Raw genomic sequence first — 16,509 nt, forward strand, 5'->3', positions numbered from 1 at the left:
TTATACCATAATGGACAAAAAGCCTTTGTTCTGAGAGAGAGACGTTTCTATCAAACGTTATTCATGTTATACTTCATAATGATGAATGAGTGATGGAGGATTAATAAATGATTGCAGTAAATAATGTTAGTTTGCGCTTTGCTGATCGTAAACTATTTGAAGAAGTAAATATTAAGTTCACTCCTGGCAACTGCTACGGACTAATTGGTGCCAACGGAGCTGGTAAATCAACGTTCCTAAAGATTCTTTCTGGAGAAATTGATGCTCAAACTGGCGATGTTCATATGAGCCCTGGTGAACGTTTAGCGATTTTAAAACAGAACCACTTTGAATACGAAGAGTTTGAAGTGTTAAAGGTCGTCATCATGGGTCATAAACGTCTATATGATGTGATGCAGGAAAAAGACGCGATCTATATGAAACCTGATTTCTCAGATGAAGACGGGATTCGTGCAGCGGAGCTTGAAGGTGAGTTCGCTGAGTTAAACGGTTGGGAAGCAGAAAGTGAAGCAGCGATCCTATTAAAAGGTCTTGGCATTCCAGAGAGCCTTCAATCAAAGAAAATGTCTGAGCTTGGCGGTTCTGAAAAGGTCAAAGTATTACTAGCCCAAGCTTTATTCGGTAAACCTGACGTTCTTCTTCTTGATGAGCCAACGAACCACTTGGACTTACAAGCGATTCAGTGGCTGGAAGAATTCTTAATTAACTTTGAAAATACCGTTATCGTCGTATCGCATGATCGTCACTTCTTAAACAAAGTGTGTACTCATATTGCGGACCTTGACTTTGGAAAAATCCAAGTATATGTCGGTAACTATGATTTTTGGTATGAATCCAGCCAATTGGCACTCAAACTAAGCCAAGATGCAAATAAGAAAAAAGAAGAACAAATTAAGCAGCTTCAAGAGTTCGTTGCCCGGTTCAGTGCGAACGCTTCTAAATCGAAGCAAGCGACATCAAGAAAGAAATTGCTTGATAAGATCTCTCTAGATGACATTAAGCCATCGTCTCGTAAATATCCGTATGTTCATTTTGCGCCAGAGCGTGAAATTGGAAATGATGTCCTTCAAGTAGAAGGTCTATCAAAAACGATTGACGGCGTGAAAGTACTTGATAACGTCAGCTTTATTATGAACCGCGAAGATAAAATTGCGTTCTTAAGCCGTAATGAGCTTGCTGTGTCCACTTTATTTAAAATCCTTGCTGGTGAGATGGAGCCAGACAGCGGGACGTTTAAATGGGGCGTAACAACGTCTCAAGCCTTTTTCCCGAAAGACAATAGTGAATACTTTGAAGGAAGCGACTTAGATCTTGTGGATTGGCTGCGTCAATATTCCCCTAATGATCAAAGTGAAAGCTTCTTACGAGGCTTCTTAGGACGTATGCTTTTCTCTGGAGAAGAAGTAAAGAAAAAAGCAAGTGTCTTATCAGGAGGAGAAAAGGTTCGTTGTATGTTATCAAAAATGATGCTGTCTGGAGCGAATATTCTGCTGTTAGATGAGCCGACGAACCATTTAGACCTAGAATCCATTACAGCGCTGAATAACGGCTTAATGAGCTTTAAAGGGGCTATGCTCTTCTCATCTCATGACCATCAGTTTGTTGAAACGGTTGCAAATCGTATGATCGAAGTGACGCCAAATGGCATTGTTGATAAACAAACAACATATGATGAGTTTTTAGCAGATCAAGACATTCAAAAGAGACTCAACGAGCTTTATGCGTAAATAAGAAAAGACATCCACATGGATGTCTTTTTTTGATTAAAAAGCCCAATTTCCATTACGGAAGATCGGTTCACGCTTCCCGTCTTTTGTGATTCCATCAATATTCATTTCTTTTGAACCAATCATGAAATCGACGTGTGTAATGCTGCTGTTGACACCAGCTGCGTCTAATTCCTCTCGTTTCATCTCTTTTCCGCCTTCGATATTAAACGCATAACCGCTGCCGATGGCAAGGTGGTTCGATGCATTTTCATCGTAAAGTGTATTGTAATAGAGGATATCCGAGTTTGAAATCGGTGAATCATCTGGTACGAGGGCAACCTCGCCTAAATAATGAGAACCTTCATCTGTTTCAACCAGTGATGTTAAGATATCTTCGCCTTCTTTAGCTTTGACATCCACAATCCGGCCATTTTCAAAGGTTAATGTGAATTCATCAATGATATTTCCGGCATAGCTGAGCGGCTTTGTACTTGAGACAATACCGTTCACACCATCTTTTTTAGGTACGGTAAATACTTCTTCTGTCGGCATATTGGCCATGAAAGATACACCGCGCTCACTCACGCTGCCAGCTCCTACCCAAATATGCTGCTCTGGGAGCTCGATCGTTAAATCTGTACCTGGTGCTGCATAGTGCAGCTTATGGTAGTGACGCTCATTTAATACTTTTACTTTTTCATTGAGTGACTCATCATGCTTTTTCCACGCATCAACAGGATCTGCTTGATCAGCACGTGCGACTTTAAAGATTTGATCCCATAATAAAGCGACAGCCTCTTCATCTGTATGGTCAGGGAAAATCTTTTTCGCCCAGTCTTTTGATGCAGCACCTACGACCGTCCAAGCGACTTTGTCAGATTGGACGTATTGACGATATGTATGAAGTGCTGAACCAGCAGCCTTTTGCTGTGCAGCGATTTTTTTCGAGTCAATGCCTCGCAGAAGGTCAGGGCTTTCCGACAAGATGGTAATAAAAGCGCCGCCGCGTTTTGCGATGGTTTCCATCATCTGTGCTTCCCATTCCGGAAATTGCTCAAAAACATCCTGTGGTGCATGTTCGTATTTTAAACGGGTGAGAACACCATCACTCCAGCGGATATGTACGTTTTTCGCCCCGCGCTCATACGCGTGTTTTGCCACAAGACGAACAAGGTCTGCAGATTCCGTAAACGCCGATACGACCACTTCCTGTCCTTTTTGAACATTCACACCGACTTCAACGATGGTCTTTGCATATTGATCTAGTTGTTTTTTGAATGAACTCATAAAAAACCCTCCTTTAGTCATGTTCATCATATCAGATTTATGACCGAAAAGGAAAATGGGGATCCGCTTTGAAGCCAAAATAAAAAAGCCGCTTTCGTGCGGCTTTTTTAGCGGTTCAGTTGTTTCACAGGCTGTGCATTAGAAGGGGGCATATGTGAAAATGACAGGCTCATTCCTCCTAAAATAATACCCGTTAAAATGACTGTGACAACGACCCGTTTACCTAAATCAAGCAACATGTTTTTCCTCCTTCACGTTTATCCATTTCTCACGATATGATCGAAATGAGGGAAAAAGAAGTAGAACAGGAAGATTATTTTAATGTTTTTTGCAATTTGTCGATGACTTCTAATGAACGCCCTGTTCCAATCGCTACACATTCCAGCGGATTTGCCGCAATATGAACCGGAACGACAATCTCTTGAGAGAGCCATTCTTGAATGCCATTTAAAAGAGCACCACCGCCAGTTAAAATCACGCCGCGGTCTACAATATCACCACTTAGCTCTGGAGGGCTGTCCTCTAACGTGGCACGAATTGCTTCTAAAATATGAAGAAGTGATTCTCGCAGGGCGCCTTGAATTTCATGAGAATCAAGCGTGATCGTTTTTGGAAGACCTGTGACAAGATCGCGTCCGCGCACTTCTAATGACTCAGGCTCATGTTCAATGAGTCCATACCCAATTTCCATTTTCACCTGTTCGGCTGTCCGCTCTCCGATCAATAGATTGTATTTCTTTCTTACAAACGTAATGATATCCTCATCCAGCTGATCTCCTCCAATTCGAATGGAATGACAAGAGACAACGCCGCCAAATGAAATGATCGCCACTTCGGTTGTTCCTCCGCCAATATCTACGACGACGTTTGCAACAGGCTCGTCTACCGGTAGATCAGCGCCGATTGCAGCTGCGACAGGTTCTTCAATTAAATGCACATGCTTTGCCCCGCAATTCTTTACAGCATCACTGATCGCGCGGCGCTCGACAGCTGTTGAACCAGAAGGTGTACATACAACGACGGTCGGCTTTCTAAAGGTAAATCCAATATTCTTTCCTGCTTTTTTCATAATTTGTTTTAGTAAATCTGTTGTCATATCATAATCAGCGATGACACCATCTTTCATCGGGCGGATCGCCACAATTTTCCCAGGGGTTTTCCCAATCATTTCTTTTGCTTCTGATCCGACTGCAAGTACAGTCTTTGTTTCTGTATCTACTGCCACGACGGACGGTTCATTTAAAATAATTCCCTTGTTTTTACTATAAACCAATATGTTAGCTGTTCCTAAATCAATTCCAATTTCGGCATTTTGAAACATGTTTTCACCCAATCTCTATTTTTGCTGTTTTAAACAATTTTACATTTAAAAGTTCAGAGGGCTGCTGTCATTTGTGGGGGTTTGTGATGACCTTGAAATGAATCTGTAAAATTCAAGTCTCATTTTGACAAACACAATAAATTTTCCCTTTGTTTTTTCTTTTATGAAAAAAATTTTTAAGCAGGAGAAACCTTTCGTGAATCTCTTACGTCTACGATATATCAATTGGTGAATACCAGATTGATCTTGAGCTAATGAAAGAAAGAGGGAACGAAATTGAAATCTATCGGAGTCGTAAGAAAAGTAGATGAACTAGGGCGTATTGTTATGCCAATCGAATTGAGAAGAGCACTTGATATCGCAATTAAAGACAGTATGGAATTTTTTATAGATGGAGATAAAATCGTCTTGAAAAAATATCAGCCTCAAGGTGTTTGTCTCATGACTGGTGAGATTACTTCTGAGAATCATGAATATGGAAATGGTCAAATTACATTAAGCGCTGAAGGAGCAGAACTACTGCTAAAAGAGCTGCAAGAAGCCCTTCAGCAGTAAATAAAAATAGCCTGCTCTCTTGCTTCGTGCTGAGAACAGGCTATTTTTTATGAAAAAAGTTCCTTAAAAATGCCCCATCTCCCTCAAAAAATAAGTGGAAAATGGTACAATTGACAAAGAATCTCAGGGCGGCAGGTGGAATCATTTGAACAAAACATATCAAGTGCGGATCGTGTTATCTGTTCTTGCATTTATATTAATCTTAAGCTGGGGTTTCTTTTATTATCTAGGCGGCTATCAAATTAATTGGCCGCTCGATCTAGCCTTTACAGTCGTTGTTTTAGCTGGTATTTGGGTCGTCTCAGGCTATGTGGACCGGTTAAATTTACTTGTGTCAGATTTAAACAAGCGAGAAAAAGAAGCACACGAACTGACGGAGCGGCTGAATCGAATAACAGATAACTTGCAAGAAATCGTCTTTGAAACAAATGAAAAGGGTCAAATCATTTTTTTAAATCAAGCATGGAAACAAATGACGGGCTACGATATAGATGAATGTCTAGGCACGATGTACAATCAGTACTTTGATCAAGAAGAGCGTGTTGTCAAGCATTTGTTATCTGTGATAAAAGAACATAAGGATGCGGGCCGAGTTGAACTGCAGCTCCTCCATAAAGAGGGAAAGAAGGTATGGGGAGACGTTCATTACAAGCTCTACTTTGATGAGCAGCACCAGTTTACTGGAGGTATTGGAACGGTTGCCGATATCACGAAACAAAAGCAGGCAAAGCTCGAGCTTGAAAAATCCAATCAACAATTGCAAATGCAGGCGCAAAAGCTCGCCGTTGCAGGACAAATAGCCGCTGGAATTGCCCATGAAGTCAGAAATCCGCTGACATCAGTAAACGGCTTTTTACAGCTGATGAAAACACAATATCCCGAAAGAACCGATTATTTTGACATTATCTTTTCCGAAATTAAACGGATTGATTTTGTTTTAAGCGAGCTGCTTGTGTTAGCAAAGCCTCAATCGGTCAATTTTCAAGAAGTCCGGCTTCATGAGCTGTTAGAACAGGTGATTACCCTGCTAAAAACAAATGCAGTTCTTTCTAATATTGACCTCAAGCAGCCATTTAAAAAGCAGGATGCTGGGGCTATCTTAGCAGATGCCAACCAAATGAAGCAGCTGTTCATTAATTTAATCAAAAATGCCATTGAGGCGATGCCTGAAGGCGGTAGCATATACATATCAACAGAGAAAGTGATGAATGAATGGAAAATCATCATTCAAGATGAAGGGAAAGGGATGTCTGAAGAGAATATTCAGAAAATATATGACCCTTTCTTCTCAACTAAAAAAGAAGGGACAGGGCTTGGTCTGACCATCTGTGCGACGATTTTAAAAGATCATCACGGAAGAATGGAAGTATCCAGTGAGCTGGGAAAAGGCACAGCTTTTCATATTTATTTACCTGTGTGTCAAAAGAGCAGACAGTAGCAAGGTGAGAGGACGTGATTTCATGACGAAGAAAACTTTATTTGTATATGGGGCGCTTCTAAAACATGAAGAGCACCATGAGGCGTATATGAAAGAAAACAGGCCATTAGCTAAATCAGCTTGGATAAATGGAAGGCTATACGATACTGGTGCAGGATACCCTGCGTGTATTCTCACGGGAAAAAGCACAGTATATGGGGAATTGTATGAGGTGACCGCTGAAACGTTGAATAAGTTAGACGCGCTAGAGGAATGGTATGACAAGCAGGAAATTGATGTCATGACGGATCAAGGACCAAAGGCAGCCATTGTATACACATTACCAGAGCAGATGGCATCAGGGCTGAAGGAAATTGAGAGCGGCAGCTGGAAAGAATATAGACTGTGGCAGCGTCAGCCGTCATCCTTCTATTATTTTGCCTATGGCTCCTGTATGGATGATGCAAGGTTTAAGCTAGCTAAAGTCGATCATTACTTCAAACGAATCGTCGGAGGCGGTGCACTTGACCGCTTTACAACTAGATTTACATTGGTGCGGCCTGATGGATCAAGAGCCGATATGGTAGAAGACGGCGGAGAAACAGAGGGCGTTTTATATGAGGTGCCTTTTGATGCCATTCGTTATTTGTACAAACGAGAGGGTGTATATGAGGGTACTTATCGTCCAGCTTTTGTCGATGTCAAAATGGGTGATCAAGTATATGAGGATTGTTTAACCTTTCTCGTCCTTCAAAAGAGCGAAGAAATCGCTCCGCCAGGTCATTATCGCAGTGAAATTGAAAAAGGAGCAGACCTTTACTTAAGTGAAGCGTTCCGCAAAAAAATTCGTTCGCATATGGATTCATTAACCAAATCGTAGTAAAATGCATGGTAAGTGATATAAAAGGAGTCTGAACATGAAAAAAGAATATGCAGTCATTGGTCTTGGACGCTTTGGCGGAAGTATTTGCAAGGCGCTGAGCGAAGAAGGACTTGAAGTGATGGCCATGGATATGAATGAAGATCGAGTGAACGAATACGCTAAAATTGCGTCACATGCGGTGATTGGTGATTCGACGGATGAATCTGTTTTAAAAAACCTCGGCATTCGCAACTTTGATCATGTCATCGTCGCGATTGGAGAAAACATTCAGGCAAGTATTTTAACAACGATTATGCTGAAAGAGCTTGGCGTCAAAATGGTCACAGTGAAAGCGCAAAATGACTACCATGAAAAGGTACTCAACAAAATTGGAGCGGATCGCATCGTTCATCCAGAGCGAGACATGGGCAGGCGGATTGCGCATAAAATCATTTCCAACAACGTGCTGGATTATCTCGAGCTGTCAGATGAGTATAGCCTCATTGAAATCGTTGCAAACAGCAGACTTGCCGGGCATTCTCTTTTAGATCTTGATATTAGAGCAAGATATGGCATCAATATTGTAGCGATTAAGCGCGGGAAAGAAGTCATTGTTTCCCCGCTGGCAGATGAAATGATCCAAAAAGAAGATATCCTCATTGTTATTGGGGCAGTAGCAGATATTGGACGCTTTGAAAAACGAGAAATGCAGAACGACTATTAAACACTCCGAGGGCGGGGTGTTTTTTTATGATTGTGTACACGACAGACGGACAGTGAAGAGGGGGAAGCAAATTGAAATAGGCTCATTTTGTTATGAATAACAGCAAAAGTGATCCCCAATATTTTTCATGCAATTATCACTATTCAGAAATAAAAATCAGTCCTTTTATATGGTTGATTTTCTCTAAATGTCATTGACTGGGCAAACAGATTCGTTTACGATAAGAAACATTATATTGTTTACTTGGAGGAGGCAGTGTCGTTGGATAAGGAGCTTTTCAGACATCAAATTGAGGTAGCTGCAAAGAGAAAAAAAGCAGCCCTAGTGATTAAACATGCGAAGGTTATGGACGTGTTTAACCAGGAATGGATAGACGCTGATGTCGCTGTTGAAAATGGAAAAATAGTAGGGATTGGAGAATACGAGGGAGAGCAGGAGCTGGATGCAGCCGGTCAAATGCTTATACCTGGCTTTATTGATGGGCACGTTCATATCGAGTCCTCCATGGTGACCCCTGCTGAATTCTCCAAAGCTGTCGTTCCCCGCGGTGTGACAAGTGTCGTAACAGACCCGCATGAAATTGCCAACGTTTCAGGTATAACAGGCATCCGTTTTATGCTGGAAGAAGCGAGAAAAGCTACCTTAAATATATATTTTATGCTGCCATCCTGTGTGCCGGCTGTCAGCTTTGAACGATCAGGTGCTACGCTAAAAGCGAAAGATTTAAAGCCTCTTTATCAAGAGAAAGAGGTTCTTGGTCTTGCTGAGGTGATGGACTATGTCGGTGTAGAGCAGGCAGAAGAAGATATGCTTCAAAAACTGCTCGATGCTCAAAACGAGAACAAATTAATTGATGGCCACCTAGCAGGCTTAACAGACCGATTAATAAACGTCTACCGGACAGCAAATGTCCAAACAGATCATGAGGTGACAACAGCTCAGGAAGCCCTTGAACGTGTAAAACGAGGCATGTATGTCATGCTGAGAGAAGGATCTGTTGCCAAAAACGTGAAAAATGTTTTACCAGCTGTCAATGAGAAAAATGCGAGACGCTTTTTCTTTTGTACCGATGATAAACATTTAGATGATCTCATGGCGCAAGGAAGTATTGATGAGCAGGTGCGTATGTCCATCAAAGAAGGATTGGATCCCTTTTTAGCGTATCAAATGGGGAGTTTAAATGCAGCAGAGTGTTTTGGTCTTAGCACAAAGGGAGCGATTGCGCCAGGCTTTGATGCGGATTTTATGCTCATTTCTGACCTTCATCAAGTAGACATCACAAGCGTATTTATTGCAGGCGAATTGGTTTCACAGCATGGAGATTACCAGCCAAGTGTTGAAAAGATATCACCGAGTCCTGCATTATTACAATCTGTCCATGCAGTGGATGTTCAAGATAAAGATCTTACACTGCCTATCACAGATGATCAAAAGATGAATGTCATTCGCATCATTCCGAATCAGCTTGAAACGAAATTAGAACAAGTATCTCCTTCAGAAATCAATGGACAATTTACTAGTGATACAGAAAGAGATGTATTAAAAATGGTGCTTGTCGAACGTCATCAAGGTTTATCTGAGATTGGGGTAGGGATTGTCAGTGGCTTTGGCTTAAAAGAGGGAGCCATTGCAACAACTGTGGCGCATGATTCTCATAACTTAATTGCTGTTGGCACAAATGATGCCGATATGATCAAAGCCATTGAGACGTTAAAAGAAGCAGGCGGCGGATTGACTGTTGTGAGGGACGGCCAGCCTCTTCATACACTTCCATTACCGATCTCTGGTTTATTATCAGATCAACCAGCACATCTAGTAAATGAAAGTCTTCATGCACTCCATGAAGCGTTAAAAGAAACAGGTTTTGCCTTAGATTTCAATCCATTTTTGACGCTATCTTTCTTGGCACTCCCAGTCATTCCTGATGTAAAAATGACGACAAAGGGATTGTTTGATGTCAGAAGCTTTCAGCATCTCCCAATTCAATCATAAAAGAATGAATGAGAAACCGCATGTATATTTGTATATATGCGGTTTTTTAATGCTGGACGAAAAAAAGAGACACAGCCAATGGCTTGTGTCTCTCAGCGTGAAGACAAACCCTCGCATTCGGTGTCAGTTCTGCGTGCTGGTGCTCACGAATGTCACATTCGCTCCGCGCCAGTACTCGACCTTTCTAGACTTCAAAGGTTTTCATATCACGCTGAAAAGAAGACAAAGGGCTAAAATAAAGATCATTTTAGCCCTTTGTCTGATTACACTTCCATAATGATCGGTAAGATCATTGGGCGGCGTCTTGTTTTTTCATAAAGGAAAGGTGCAAGTGTGTCAGTAATTTCGTTCTTAATTTCTGACCATTGTGTTGTCTTGCGTTCCATCACTTTTTCAAGATGCTTTGAAATCAAATCCTGTGCGTCATTGATGAGGTCTCCAGATTCTCTCATGTAGACAAAGCCTCTTGAGATCAAATCAGGACCAGCAGAGATTTTGAATTCGTTCATGTCCATGCTGACGACAACAATGACAAGACCTTCTTCTGAAAGAATGCGGCGGTCTCTTAATACGATGTTTCCGATATCACCAATGCCGCTTCCGTCGATATACACGTTACCTGATGGAATTTTGCCAGCGACACTTGCTTCGTCACCTTTCAGTGCAAGAACTTCACCATTATCCATGATAAAGCAGTTTTCCTCAGGAATTCCGCAATCATTCGCAAGTTTAATATGCGTTTTTTGCATGCGGTATTCACCGTGAATCGGCATGAAGAATTTAGGTTTAATTAAACGGAGCATTAGTTTTTGTTCTTCTTGTCCGCCGTGACCAGATGTGTGAATATTATTTAGTGAGCCATGAATGACCTCAGCGCCAGCACGATAAAGCTGGTTGATGGTACGGCTTACGCTAATATTGTTACCTGGGATCGGTGAAGATGAGAAGACAACTGTGTCTCCAGGATTAATGGAAATCTGGCGGTGAGTACCGTTTGCAATACGAGAAAGAGCTGCCATCGGTTCACCCTGGCTGCCAGTACAAAGAATGGTGACTTTGTTTGCTGGAAGACGGTTGATTTCATTATGTTCAATGAACGTGTTTTTTGGACATTTAATATAGCCAAGATCTTGTCCAATATCAATTGCGGACTCCATACTACGCCCAAACACAGCGACTTTTCGGCCGTTGGCAACAGCGGACTCAATGACTTGCTGTAGTCTGTGAATGTTTGAAGCAAACGTTGCAAAGATAATACGTCCATCTACTTTTCTAAAGATGTCATCAATGCTTTCACCTACGCGTCTTTCAGACATCGTAAATTCTGGGATTTCACTGTTTGTACTGTCAGATAGAAGACAAAGGACGCCTTCTTTACCAATCTCAGCCATTTTCGTTAAATTGGCAGGCTCGCCAACAGGGGTAAAGTCAAACTTGAAATCACCTGTATGTACGATGTTGCCAGGAGGTGTCTTCACGACAATTCCGTAAGAATCTGGAATGCTGTGCGTTGTTCTAAAGAAAGACACCGCTGTTTTTCTAAATTTAATGGTATCTTCTTCTTCATAAATGTGAAGTTTCGTCTGTCTCAAGAGACCGTGCTCTTCCAATTTATTACGAAGTAGGCCGATTGCGAGTTTGCCTCCGTAAACTGGAATATTCACTTGCTTGAGAAGGTAAGGGATACCGCCGATGTGGTCTTCATGTCCGTGAGTGATGAATAGACCTTTGATTTTATCTTCGTTTTTAACTAAGTACGTATAGTCAGGGATGACGTAATCAATTCCGAGAAGCTCATCTTCAGGGAACTTAATACCAGCATCAATTAAAATGATTTCATCTTGAAATTGAACGCCATACGTGTTTTTACCGATCTCACCTAATCCGCCGAGCGCAAAAACTGCCGCCTGATCGTTTTTAACAAATTTCATTCCTCTCATAGCTCCAATACTTTAAAATTTTCACTTTCTCGTTCATAGTCTAAAAAAGCACCGTCTACAGCCTGAATGAATTCAATATTGTAGTTATGTTTTTTCAACTTATCGCGTACGTCTCTTTCAGAAACCGCTTCAACGTATAGTGAATCTGTGTGTTCTCTTACAGGTACCTCAGTAGTACTTGCCTGAAAAAATACCTTATATATCATCCAAATCTCTCCTTAAATACCGTATGTTACACTCGCTTATTCTATTATATTAAAAAAACGCGCATAAGAAAAGGCTCTGAGAAAAAAGGACCTTCAGCAAATGTGCGGAAGATCCTTTTAAGCAATCGATTTTTTACGAAGCATGTCCTTCCATTGTCTTCGAATTTTCTTACGCAGACGACGAAGCATCGCGGATCGCCTCCTTTCGGGATGATGTCATTTTAGGGCAGCAAGTCCGTTCTCTCTTTATACTTGTATTATATGATGTTTCCATTGAATGTTACATGGTTATATGTGGGAAATGGGCGTTTTAAAAGGAATTGGTTTCGAAAGCGGAAATCTTTCTGTATGATGAAGGGGAGAGTGTGTACATAACGAGAGACAGGAGACGAGATATGAATAAAAAAGTCATCTTTTTTGATATCGACGGTACTTTATATGATCATGATAAAAAAATACCTGAATCAACGAAGCGAGCAGTTCGTTTATTAAAAGAAAAAGGGCATCATCTTTTTATTGCATCTGGGCGTTCGCCTTTTTTGATTCAACCTATCTTACAAGAATTAGCACTTGACTCCTTTATTGCGTATAACGGTCAGTATGTCATGTATGAGGGAGAGGTCATTTACGGTAATCCGCTTAAACTGGAGCTGATGGAGCAAATTTATGAGACGGCGGATCGTCATGATCATCCGCTTGTTTTCATGGGGGAAAAAACGATGAAGGCTTCTGTGCCGAATCATCCGTTTATCCATGAAGGGATTGGGACTTTAAAAACAGAGCATCCTGAGCATGATTTGTCTTTCTTTAAAGAAAACGAGATTTTTCAAATGCTGCTATTTTGTAAGGCAGAAGAGGAAGTCCAATACGAGGCGTTCTGCGAAGAAATTGATCTTGTCAGATGGCACGAGCTGTCAACAGATGTCCTGCCAAAGGGCGGGTCGAAAGCTGAAGGCATCAAACGAGTTATCGAAAGACTGCCTTACGATCAAAAGGATACCGTTGCCTTTGGAGACGGTCTGAACGATAGAGAAATGATTTCATTTGTTGGAACAGGTGTTGCCATGGGAAATGCTGTGAGTGAATTAAAAACATTGGCTGATTTTGTGACAAAACCAGTAGATGAGGACGGCATATTCCATGCAGTGACCCATTTAGGCCTCATTGAAGAATAAAAAAGAAGACCCTGGCTAATGGGTCTTCTTTTTATTTTATGATCTGCCGATCGCAACAGAGTTGTCTGGCTCGGCGAATGGCTGATCCTTTTGAATATGATCATAAAACATAATGCCATTCAGGTGGTCAATTTCATGCTGAAAGACGATGGCAGGGAACCCTTTTAAGCGGATATCAATGTCCTCCCCTTCAACCGTTGTTGCCTTGACCCTGATTTTTTCATAACGCGGGACGAATCCAGGGATGGCTTCATCAACAGATAAGCAGCCTTCTCCAGTAGCCAAATAAGCTCTTTTGACTGAATGACTGACAATACGAGGATTGAACAGGGCATAGCTGTATTGCTGCCCATCCTCATCCTCACAGTGAACAGCGATCATACGTTTACTAATATTGATTTGCGGAGCTGCTAGTCCTACGCCGGGTCTCAGTCCATATTTTTCAGCAATGTCTTCATCCTGACTATTTTTAACGAATTCGATCATGTCAGCTAATTGCTGTTTTTCTTCTTCTGTTGGCGGGAGTTCGACCGCTTCAGCTGTTTGCCTCAAGACGGGATGCCCGTCCCTTACGATATCATCCATGGTAATCACAAAACTTCACTCCTATTTCCTTTGTATGTAAAGTATATAAAATGATACACAACATATGCAATGAAATAAAGAAGACCGGCCCTATGAGACCGGTCAAAGGCTTAGACAGCCATTAGCAGCAGCCGCCGCCACCGCCGCCTAAGAATGCTGCGCCTACAATGATCAATAGGATGAAAAGGACGACGATTAAAGCGAATGTACGTCCACCACCGTATCCGTATCCACCACCATAACTTGGATAACAGCAGCCACCACCGTATCCATATCCGCCGTATCCACCATATCCACCATACATACTTCCATGACTATAATTAGACATATTTTTGACCTCCTTTGGAAATACACTCGGCCTCTCAGAAGTGAAGGCGAAGCGTGTAATATAAACTATGTATGAATGCACTATTTGTATAGTCATGAGCCTATAGCTTGAAAAAAATCTTCTTCACCTAAAAAGGCTAACCTCTTTCCTTGTCACAAACGCCTATAAAAATTATAGTGGTATGTGGAGATATAAAGGGGGACCTTTTGATGAAACAGAGGAAAAGAAGCATCAAAGCAGGTGCTGCTTTAGCGGGGATATGTACCCTCTTGCTTGCGGGCTGCGGAGGTCAAAGTCCGTTCAATGAGATGCAAGATGCGATGACGAAAATGAGCGAAAAAGAGGCGACCTTTGAAAAAGAGCAAGGCGCACTGCAAAACTATGAGAAAAAAGAGCAGAAGCTGTATACGAAAATGATTCAAACGACAAAGGACCATACAAAAACAGTGTCAAGCCTTTCTGATCAGGCGTTAGCATCAGCTACGAAGCGAGAAGAACATTTAAAAACAGAAAAAGACAGCATGGATCAATCGAAAAAAGAATTGCAAACTGTAAAGGAATCTGCCGGGCGGATACAAGATGCGGCATTAAAGGATAAAGCAGATCAAACGGTGAAATCAATCGAGAAGAGATTTACGTCGTACGATCAGCTTTACCGTGAGTATCAAAAGGCGTTGAAACAAGATCAGCATTTGTATCAATCTTTAAAGAAAAAAGACTTAGGATACGAGGAACTGAAATCCAAACTGAAGACAGTGAATCGTTCTTACAGCAAGGTCAGAAAAGAAAGCAAGAAGTTCAATCAATATACAGACCAATTGAATGAGCATAAACAGGCTTTGTACAAAGCTGCAGATAAAGAGTCAAAAAAGAGCTGAAAAAAACAGCTCTTTTCTTATTTTTCGACAAAAACAAACATTTGCTATTGTAGTACAGTAGTACACTCTATACTAGTACAGTTCATGCTGTTCGTTAAACAGATTGATACAGCTCACCATAAAAAGTAAAGCGAATACATTTATTTAAATAAAGCCGTTAAATCAATTGACGGACTATTTTTCTTGTTGTAAACTATTCCTTGTTAACAGAAGTTGTATTAGTATTTTGTGAACTATCGTTAATACAGTTAGAAGGACTCAAAAGTAAGCGATCATCCAATGTTTCGACAACAATCTTTGTGGCTATTATATACAGGAGTCATATGAGTATTTTGGGTTATCCTATATCTGTATGTATAAATGGATTCACGACAAATTGACTGTTAAAAGAAAGGAAGAGGTGACTTTAGAATGGCTGCAAAAACAAAAAAAGCAATTGTTGATAGCAAAAAGCAATTTGATGCCATCAAAAAGCAGTTTGAAACGTTTCAAATTTTAAACGAGAAAGGCGAAGTCGTAAACGAAGCGGCAATGCCGGATCTTTCAGATGACCAATTAAAAGAATTAATGCGCCGTATGGTGTTTACACGTGTATTAGATCAACGTTCAATTTCATTGAACCGTCAAGGACGTCTTGGCTTCTATGCGCCAACAGCTGGACAAGAAGCTTCTCAGCTTGCAACTCACTTTGCACTTGAGAAAGAAGATTTCATTCTTCCAGGATATCGCGATGTACCACAATTAATCTGGCATGGCCTTCCGCTAACAAAAGCATTCTTGTTCTCTCGTGGACATTTTGTTGGTAACCAAATGCCTGAAGATGTGTATGCACTTTCACCACAAATCATTATCGGTGCACAAATCATTCAAGCTGCTGGTGTAGCTCTTGGTTTGAAAAAGCGCGGTAAAAATGCTGTTGCAATCACTTACACTGGTGATGGCGGAGCTTCACAAGGTGATTTCTACGAAGGTATTAACTTTGCAGGGGCTTACAAAGCGCCAGCGATTTTTGTTGTCCAAAACAACAGATATGCGATCTCTACACCTGTTGAAAAGCAATCTGCTGCGCAAACAATTGCACAAAAAGCAGCTGCAGCTGGTATCGTAGGCGTACAAGTTGACGGTATGGATGCATTAGCTGTATATGCAGCGACTGCTGAAGCTCGTGAGCGTGCTGTAAATGGCGAAGGTCCAACATTAATCGAAACTCTTACATTCCGTTACGGCCCACATACAATGGCTGGTGACGATCCAACAAGATATCGTACAAAAGAAGATGAAAACGAGTGGGAGCAAAAAGATCCATTGGTACGCTACCGCAAATTCTTGGAAAACAAAGGCCTATGGTCTGAAGAAGAAGAGAATAAAGTCATCGAAGATGCAAAAGAACAAATCAAACAAGCGATCAAAGAAGCTGACGAACAGCCTAAGCAAAAAGTCACTGACTTGATTGAAAACATGTACGATGTGAAACCATTCAACTTAGTTGAACAGCTTGAAATTTACAAACAGAAGGAGTCGAAGTAAGCC

General features: G+C 41.3%; 16 protein-coding genes. 9 read left to right on the top strand and 7 right to left on the bottom strand.

The window, feature by feature from the left end:
- Positions 1-107 precede the first annotated feature (107 nt).
- The gene (locus NPA43_RS06800) at positions 108-1,727 is read left to right on the top strand and encodes an ABC-F family ATP-binding cassette domain-containing protein (RefSeq protein WP_034324367.1); all 1,620 of its coding nucleotides are present in this window, start codon (positions 108-110) and stop codon (positions 1,725-1,727) included.
- Between the two features lie 36 nt (positions 1,728-1,763).
- Here the strand turns inward: NPA43_RS06800 and NPA43_RS06805 are convergent, their stop codons facing one another.
- The 3 genes from NPA43_RS06805 to mreBH all read right to left on the bottom strand — a co-directional run bounded on the left by NPA43_RS06805 (position 1,764) and on the right by mreBH (position 4,317).
- Complete coding sequence (locus NPA43_RS06805) at positions 1,764-2,996, bottom strand: aminopeptidase (protein ID WP_099728753.1); 1,233 nt, start codon at positions 2,994-2,996, stop codon at positions 1,764-1,766.
- A gap of 107 nt (positions 2,997-3,103) precedes the next feature.
- Positions 3,104-3,235 carry a protein YkpC gene (locus tag NPA43_RS06810; protein ID WP_003210922.1) on the bottom strand — a complete coding sequence of 44 codons (132 nt, stop codon included), beginning with the start codon at positions 3,233-3,235 and terminating at the stop codon, positions 3,104-3,106.
- A 74-nt stretch (positions 3,236-3,309) separates the two neighbouring features.
- The gene (gene mreBH / locus NPA43_RS06815; protein WP_099728754.1) at positions 3,310-4,317 is read right to left on the bottom strand and encodes a rod-share determining protein MreBH; all 1,008 of its coding nucleotides are present in this window, start codon (positions 4,315-4,317) and stop codon (positions 3,310-3,312) included.
- Between the two features lie 276 nt (positions 4,318-4,593).
- Here mreBH and NPA43_RS06820 point away from each other — a divergent pair, with 276 nt between their 5' ends.
- The 5 genes from NPA43_RS06820 (at position 4,594) to ade (ending at position 9,867) form a co-directional block, all read left to right on the top strand.
- A complete protein-coding gene (locus NPA43_RS06820; RefSeq protein WP_099728755.1) occupies positions 4,594-4,872 on the top strand; it encodes a transcriptional regulator AbhA in 279 nt (92 codons plus the stop codon).
- Between the two features lie 145 nt (positions 4,873-5,017).
- Complete coding sequence (locus NPA43_RS06825; protein WP_099728756.1) at positions 5,018-6,310, top strand: ATP-binding protein; 1,293 nt, start codon at positions 5,018-5,020, stop codon at positions 6,308-6,310.
- 22 nt (positions 6,311-6,332) lie between these two features.
- Positions 6,333-7,169: a gamma-glutamylcyclotransferase family protein gene (locus NPA43_RS06830; RefSeq protein WP_099728757.1), complete on the top strand. Its 837-nt coding sequence runs from the start codon at positions 6,333-6,335 to the stop codon at positions 7,167-7,169.
- A 37-nt stretch (positions 7,170-7,206) separates the two neighbouring features.
- Positions 7,207-7,875, top strand: coding sequence for a potassium channel family protein (locus tag NPA43_RS06835; RefSeq protein WP_008345123.1), 669 nt, complete (start codon positions 7,207-7,209; stop codon positions 7,873-7,875).
- A 261-nt stretch (positions 7,876-8,136) separates the two neighbouring features.
- The gene (gene ade, locus NPA43_RS06840; RefSeq protein ID WP_256499517.1) at positions 8,137-9,867 is read left to right on the top strand and encodes an adenine deaminase; all 1,731 of its coding nucleotides are present in this window, start codon (positions 8,137-8,139) and stop codon (positions 9,865-9,867) included.
- 263 nt (positions 9,868-10,130) lie between these two features.
- Here ade and rnjA read toward each other — a convergent pair whose 3' ends face one another.
- Positions 10,131-11,798, bottom strand: a complete 1,668-nt coding sequence (gene rnjA / locus NPA43_RS06845; protein ID WP_099725993.1) for a ribonuclease J1 — start codon at positions 11,796-11,798, stop codon at positions 10,131-10,133.
- Between the two features lie 5 nt (positions 11,799-11,803).
- On the bottom strand, positions 11,804-12,013 hold the full coding sequence (locus NPA43_RS06850; protein WP_099725992.1) for a DNA-dependent RNA polymerase subunit epsilon: 210 nt from the start codon (positions 12,011-12,013) through the stop codon (positions 11,804-11,806).
- Between the two features lie 395 nt (positions 12,014-12,408).
- Between NPA43_RS06850 and NPA43_RS06855 the strand changes: the two genes are divergently transcribed.
- Entirely contained in the window at positions 12,409-13,188 is a 780-nt protein-coding gene (locus NPA43_RS06855; RefSeq protein ID WP_230031179.1) for a Cof-type HAD-IIB family hydrolase, read from the top strand.
- A gap of 36 nt (positions 13,189-13,224) precedes the next feature.
- Here NPA43_RS06855 and def read toward each other — a convergent pair whose 3' ends face one another.
- Both def and NPA43_RS06865 read right to left on the bottom strand, forming a co-directional pair.
- Entirely contained in the window at positions 13,225-13,782 is a 558-nt protein-coding gene (def, locus tag NPA43_RS06860; RefSeq protein ID WP_099725990.1) for a peptide deformylase, read from the bottom strand.
- A 112-nt stretch (positions 13,783-13,894) separates the two neighbouring features.
- On the bottom strand, positions 13,895-14,077 hold the full coding sequence (locus NPA43_RS06865) for a YjcZ family sporulation protein (RefSeq protein ID WP_142353653.1): 183 nt from the start codon (positions 14,075-14,077) through the stop codon (positions 13,895-13,897).
- A 233-nt stretch (positions 14,078-14,310) separates the two neighbouring features.
- Between NPA43_RS06865 and NPA43_RS06870 the strand changes: the two genes are divergently transcribed.
- Positions 14,311-14,979 carry a YkyA family protein gene (locus NPA43_RS06870; protein WP_256499518.1) on the top strand — a complete coding sequence of 223 codons (669 nt, stop codon included), beginning with the start codon at positions 14,311-14,313 and terminating at the stop codon, positions 14,977-14,979.
- Between the two features lie 411 nt (positions 14,980-15,390).
- Positions 15,391-16,506, top strand: coding sequence for a pyruvate dehydrogenase (acetyl-transferring) E1 component subunit alpha (gene pdhA / locus NPA43_RS06875; protein WP_012009823.1), 1,116 nt, complete (start codon positions 15,391-15,393; stop codon positions 16,504-16,506).
- Positions 16,507-16,509 lie beyond the last annotated feature (3 nt).

Origin of the sequence: Bacillus pumilus (assembly GCF_024498355.1) — a bacterium.
Taxonomy (GTDB): Bacteria; Bacillota; Bacilli; order Bacillales; family Bacillaceae; genus Bacillus; species Bacillus pumilus_P.

Coding starts and splice junctions, on each gene's coding strand:
- NPA43_RS06800 (WP_034324367.1), top strand. CDS start 108: ATGATTGCAGTAAATAATGTTAGTTTGCGCTTTGCTGATCGTAAACTA.
- NPA43_RS06805 (WP_099728753.1), bottom strand. CDS start 2,996: ATGAGTTCATTCAAAAAACAACTAGATCAATATGCAAAGACCATCGTT.
- NPA43_RS06810 (WP_003210922.1), bottom strand. CDS start 3,235: ATGTTGCTTGATTTAGGTAAACGGGTCGTTGTCACAGTCATTTTAACG.
- mreBH (WP_099728754.1), bottom strand. CDS start 4,317: ATGTTTCAAAATGCCGAAATTGGAATTGATTTAGGAACAGCTAACATA.
- NPA43_RS06830 (WP_099728757.1), top strand. CDS start 6,333: ATGACGAAGAAAACTTTATTTGTATATGGGGCGCTTCTAAAACATGAA.
- NPA43_RS06835 (WP_008345123.1), top strand. CDS start 7,207: ATGAAAAAAGAATATGCAGTCATTGGTCTTGGACGCTTTGGCGGAAGT.
- rnjA (WP_099725993.1), bottom strand. CDS start 11,798: ATGAAATTTGTTAAAAACGATCAGGCGGCAGTTTTTGCGCTCGGCGGA.
- NPA43_RS06850 (WP_099725992.1), bottom strand. CDS start 12,013: ATGATATATAAGGTATTTTTTCAGGCAAGTACTACTGAGGTACCTGTA.
- NPA43_RS06855 (WP_230031179.1), top strand. CDS start 12,409: ATGAATAAAAAAGTCATCTTTTTTGATATCGACGGTACTTTATATGAT.
- NPA43_RS06865 (WP_142353653.1), bottom strand. CDS start 14,077: ATGTATGGTGGATATGGTGGATACGGCGGATATGGATACGGTGGTGGC.
- NPA43_RS06870 (WP_256499518.1), top strand. CDS start 14,311: ATGAAACAGAGGAAAAGAAGCATCAAAGCAGGTGCTGCTTTAGCGGGG.
- pdhA (WP_012009823.1), top strand. CDS start 15,391: ATGGCTGCAAAAACAAAAAAAGCAATTGTTGATAGCAAAAAGCAATTT.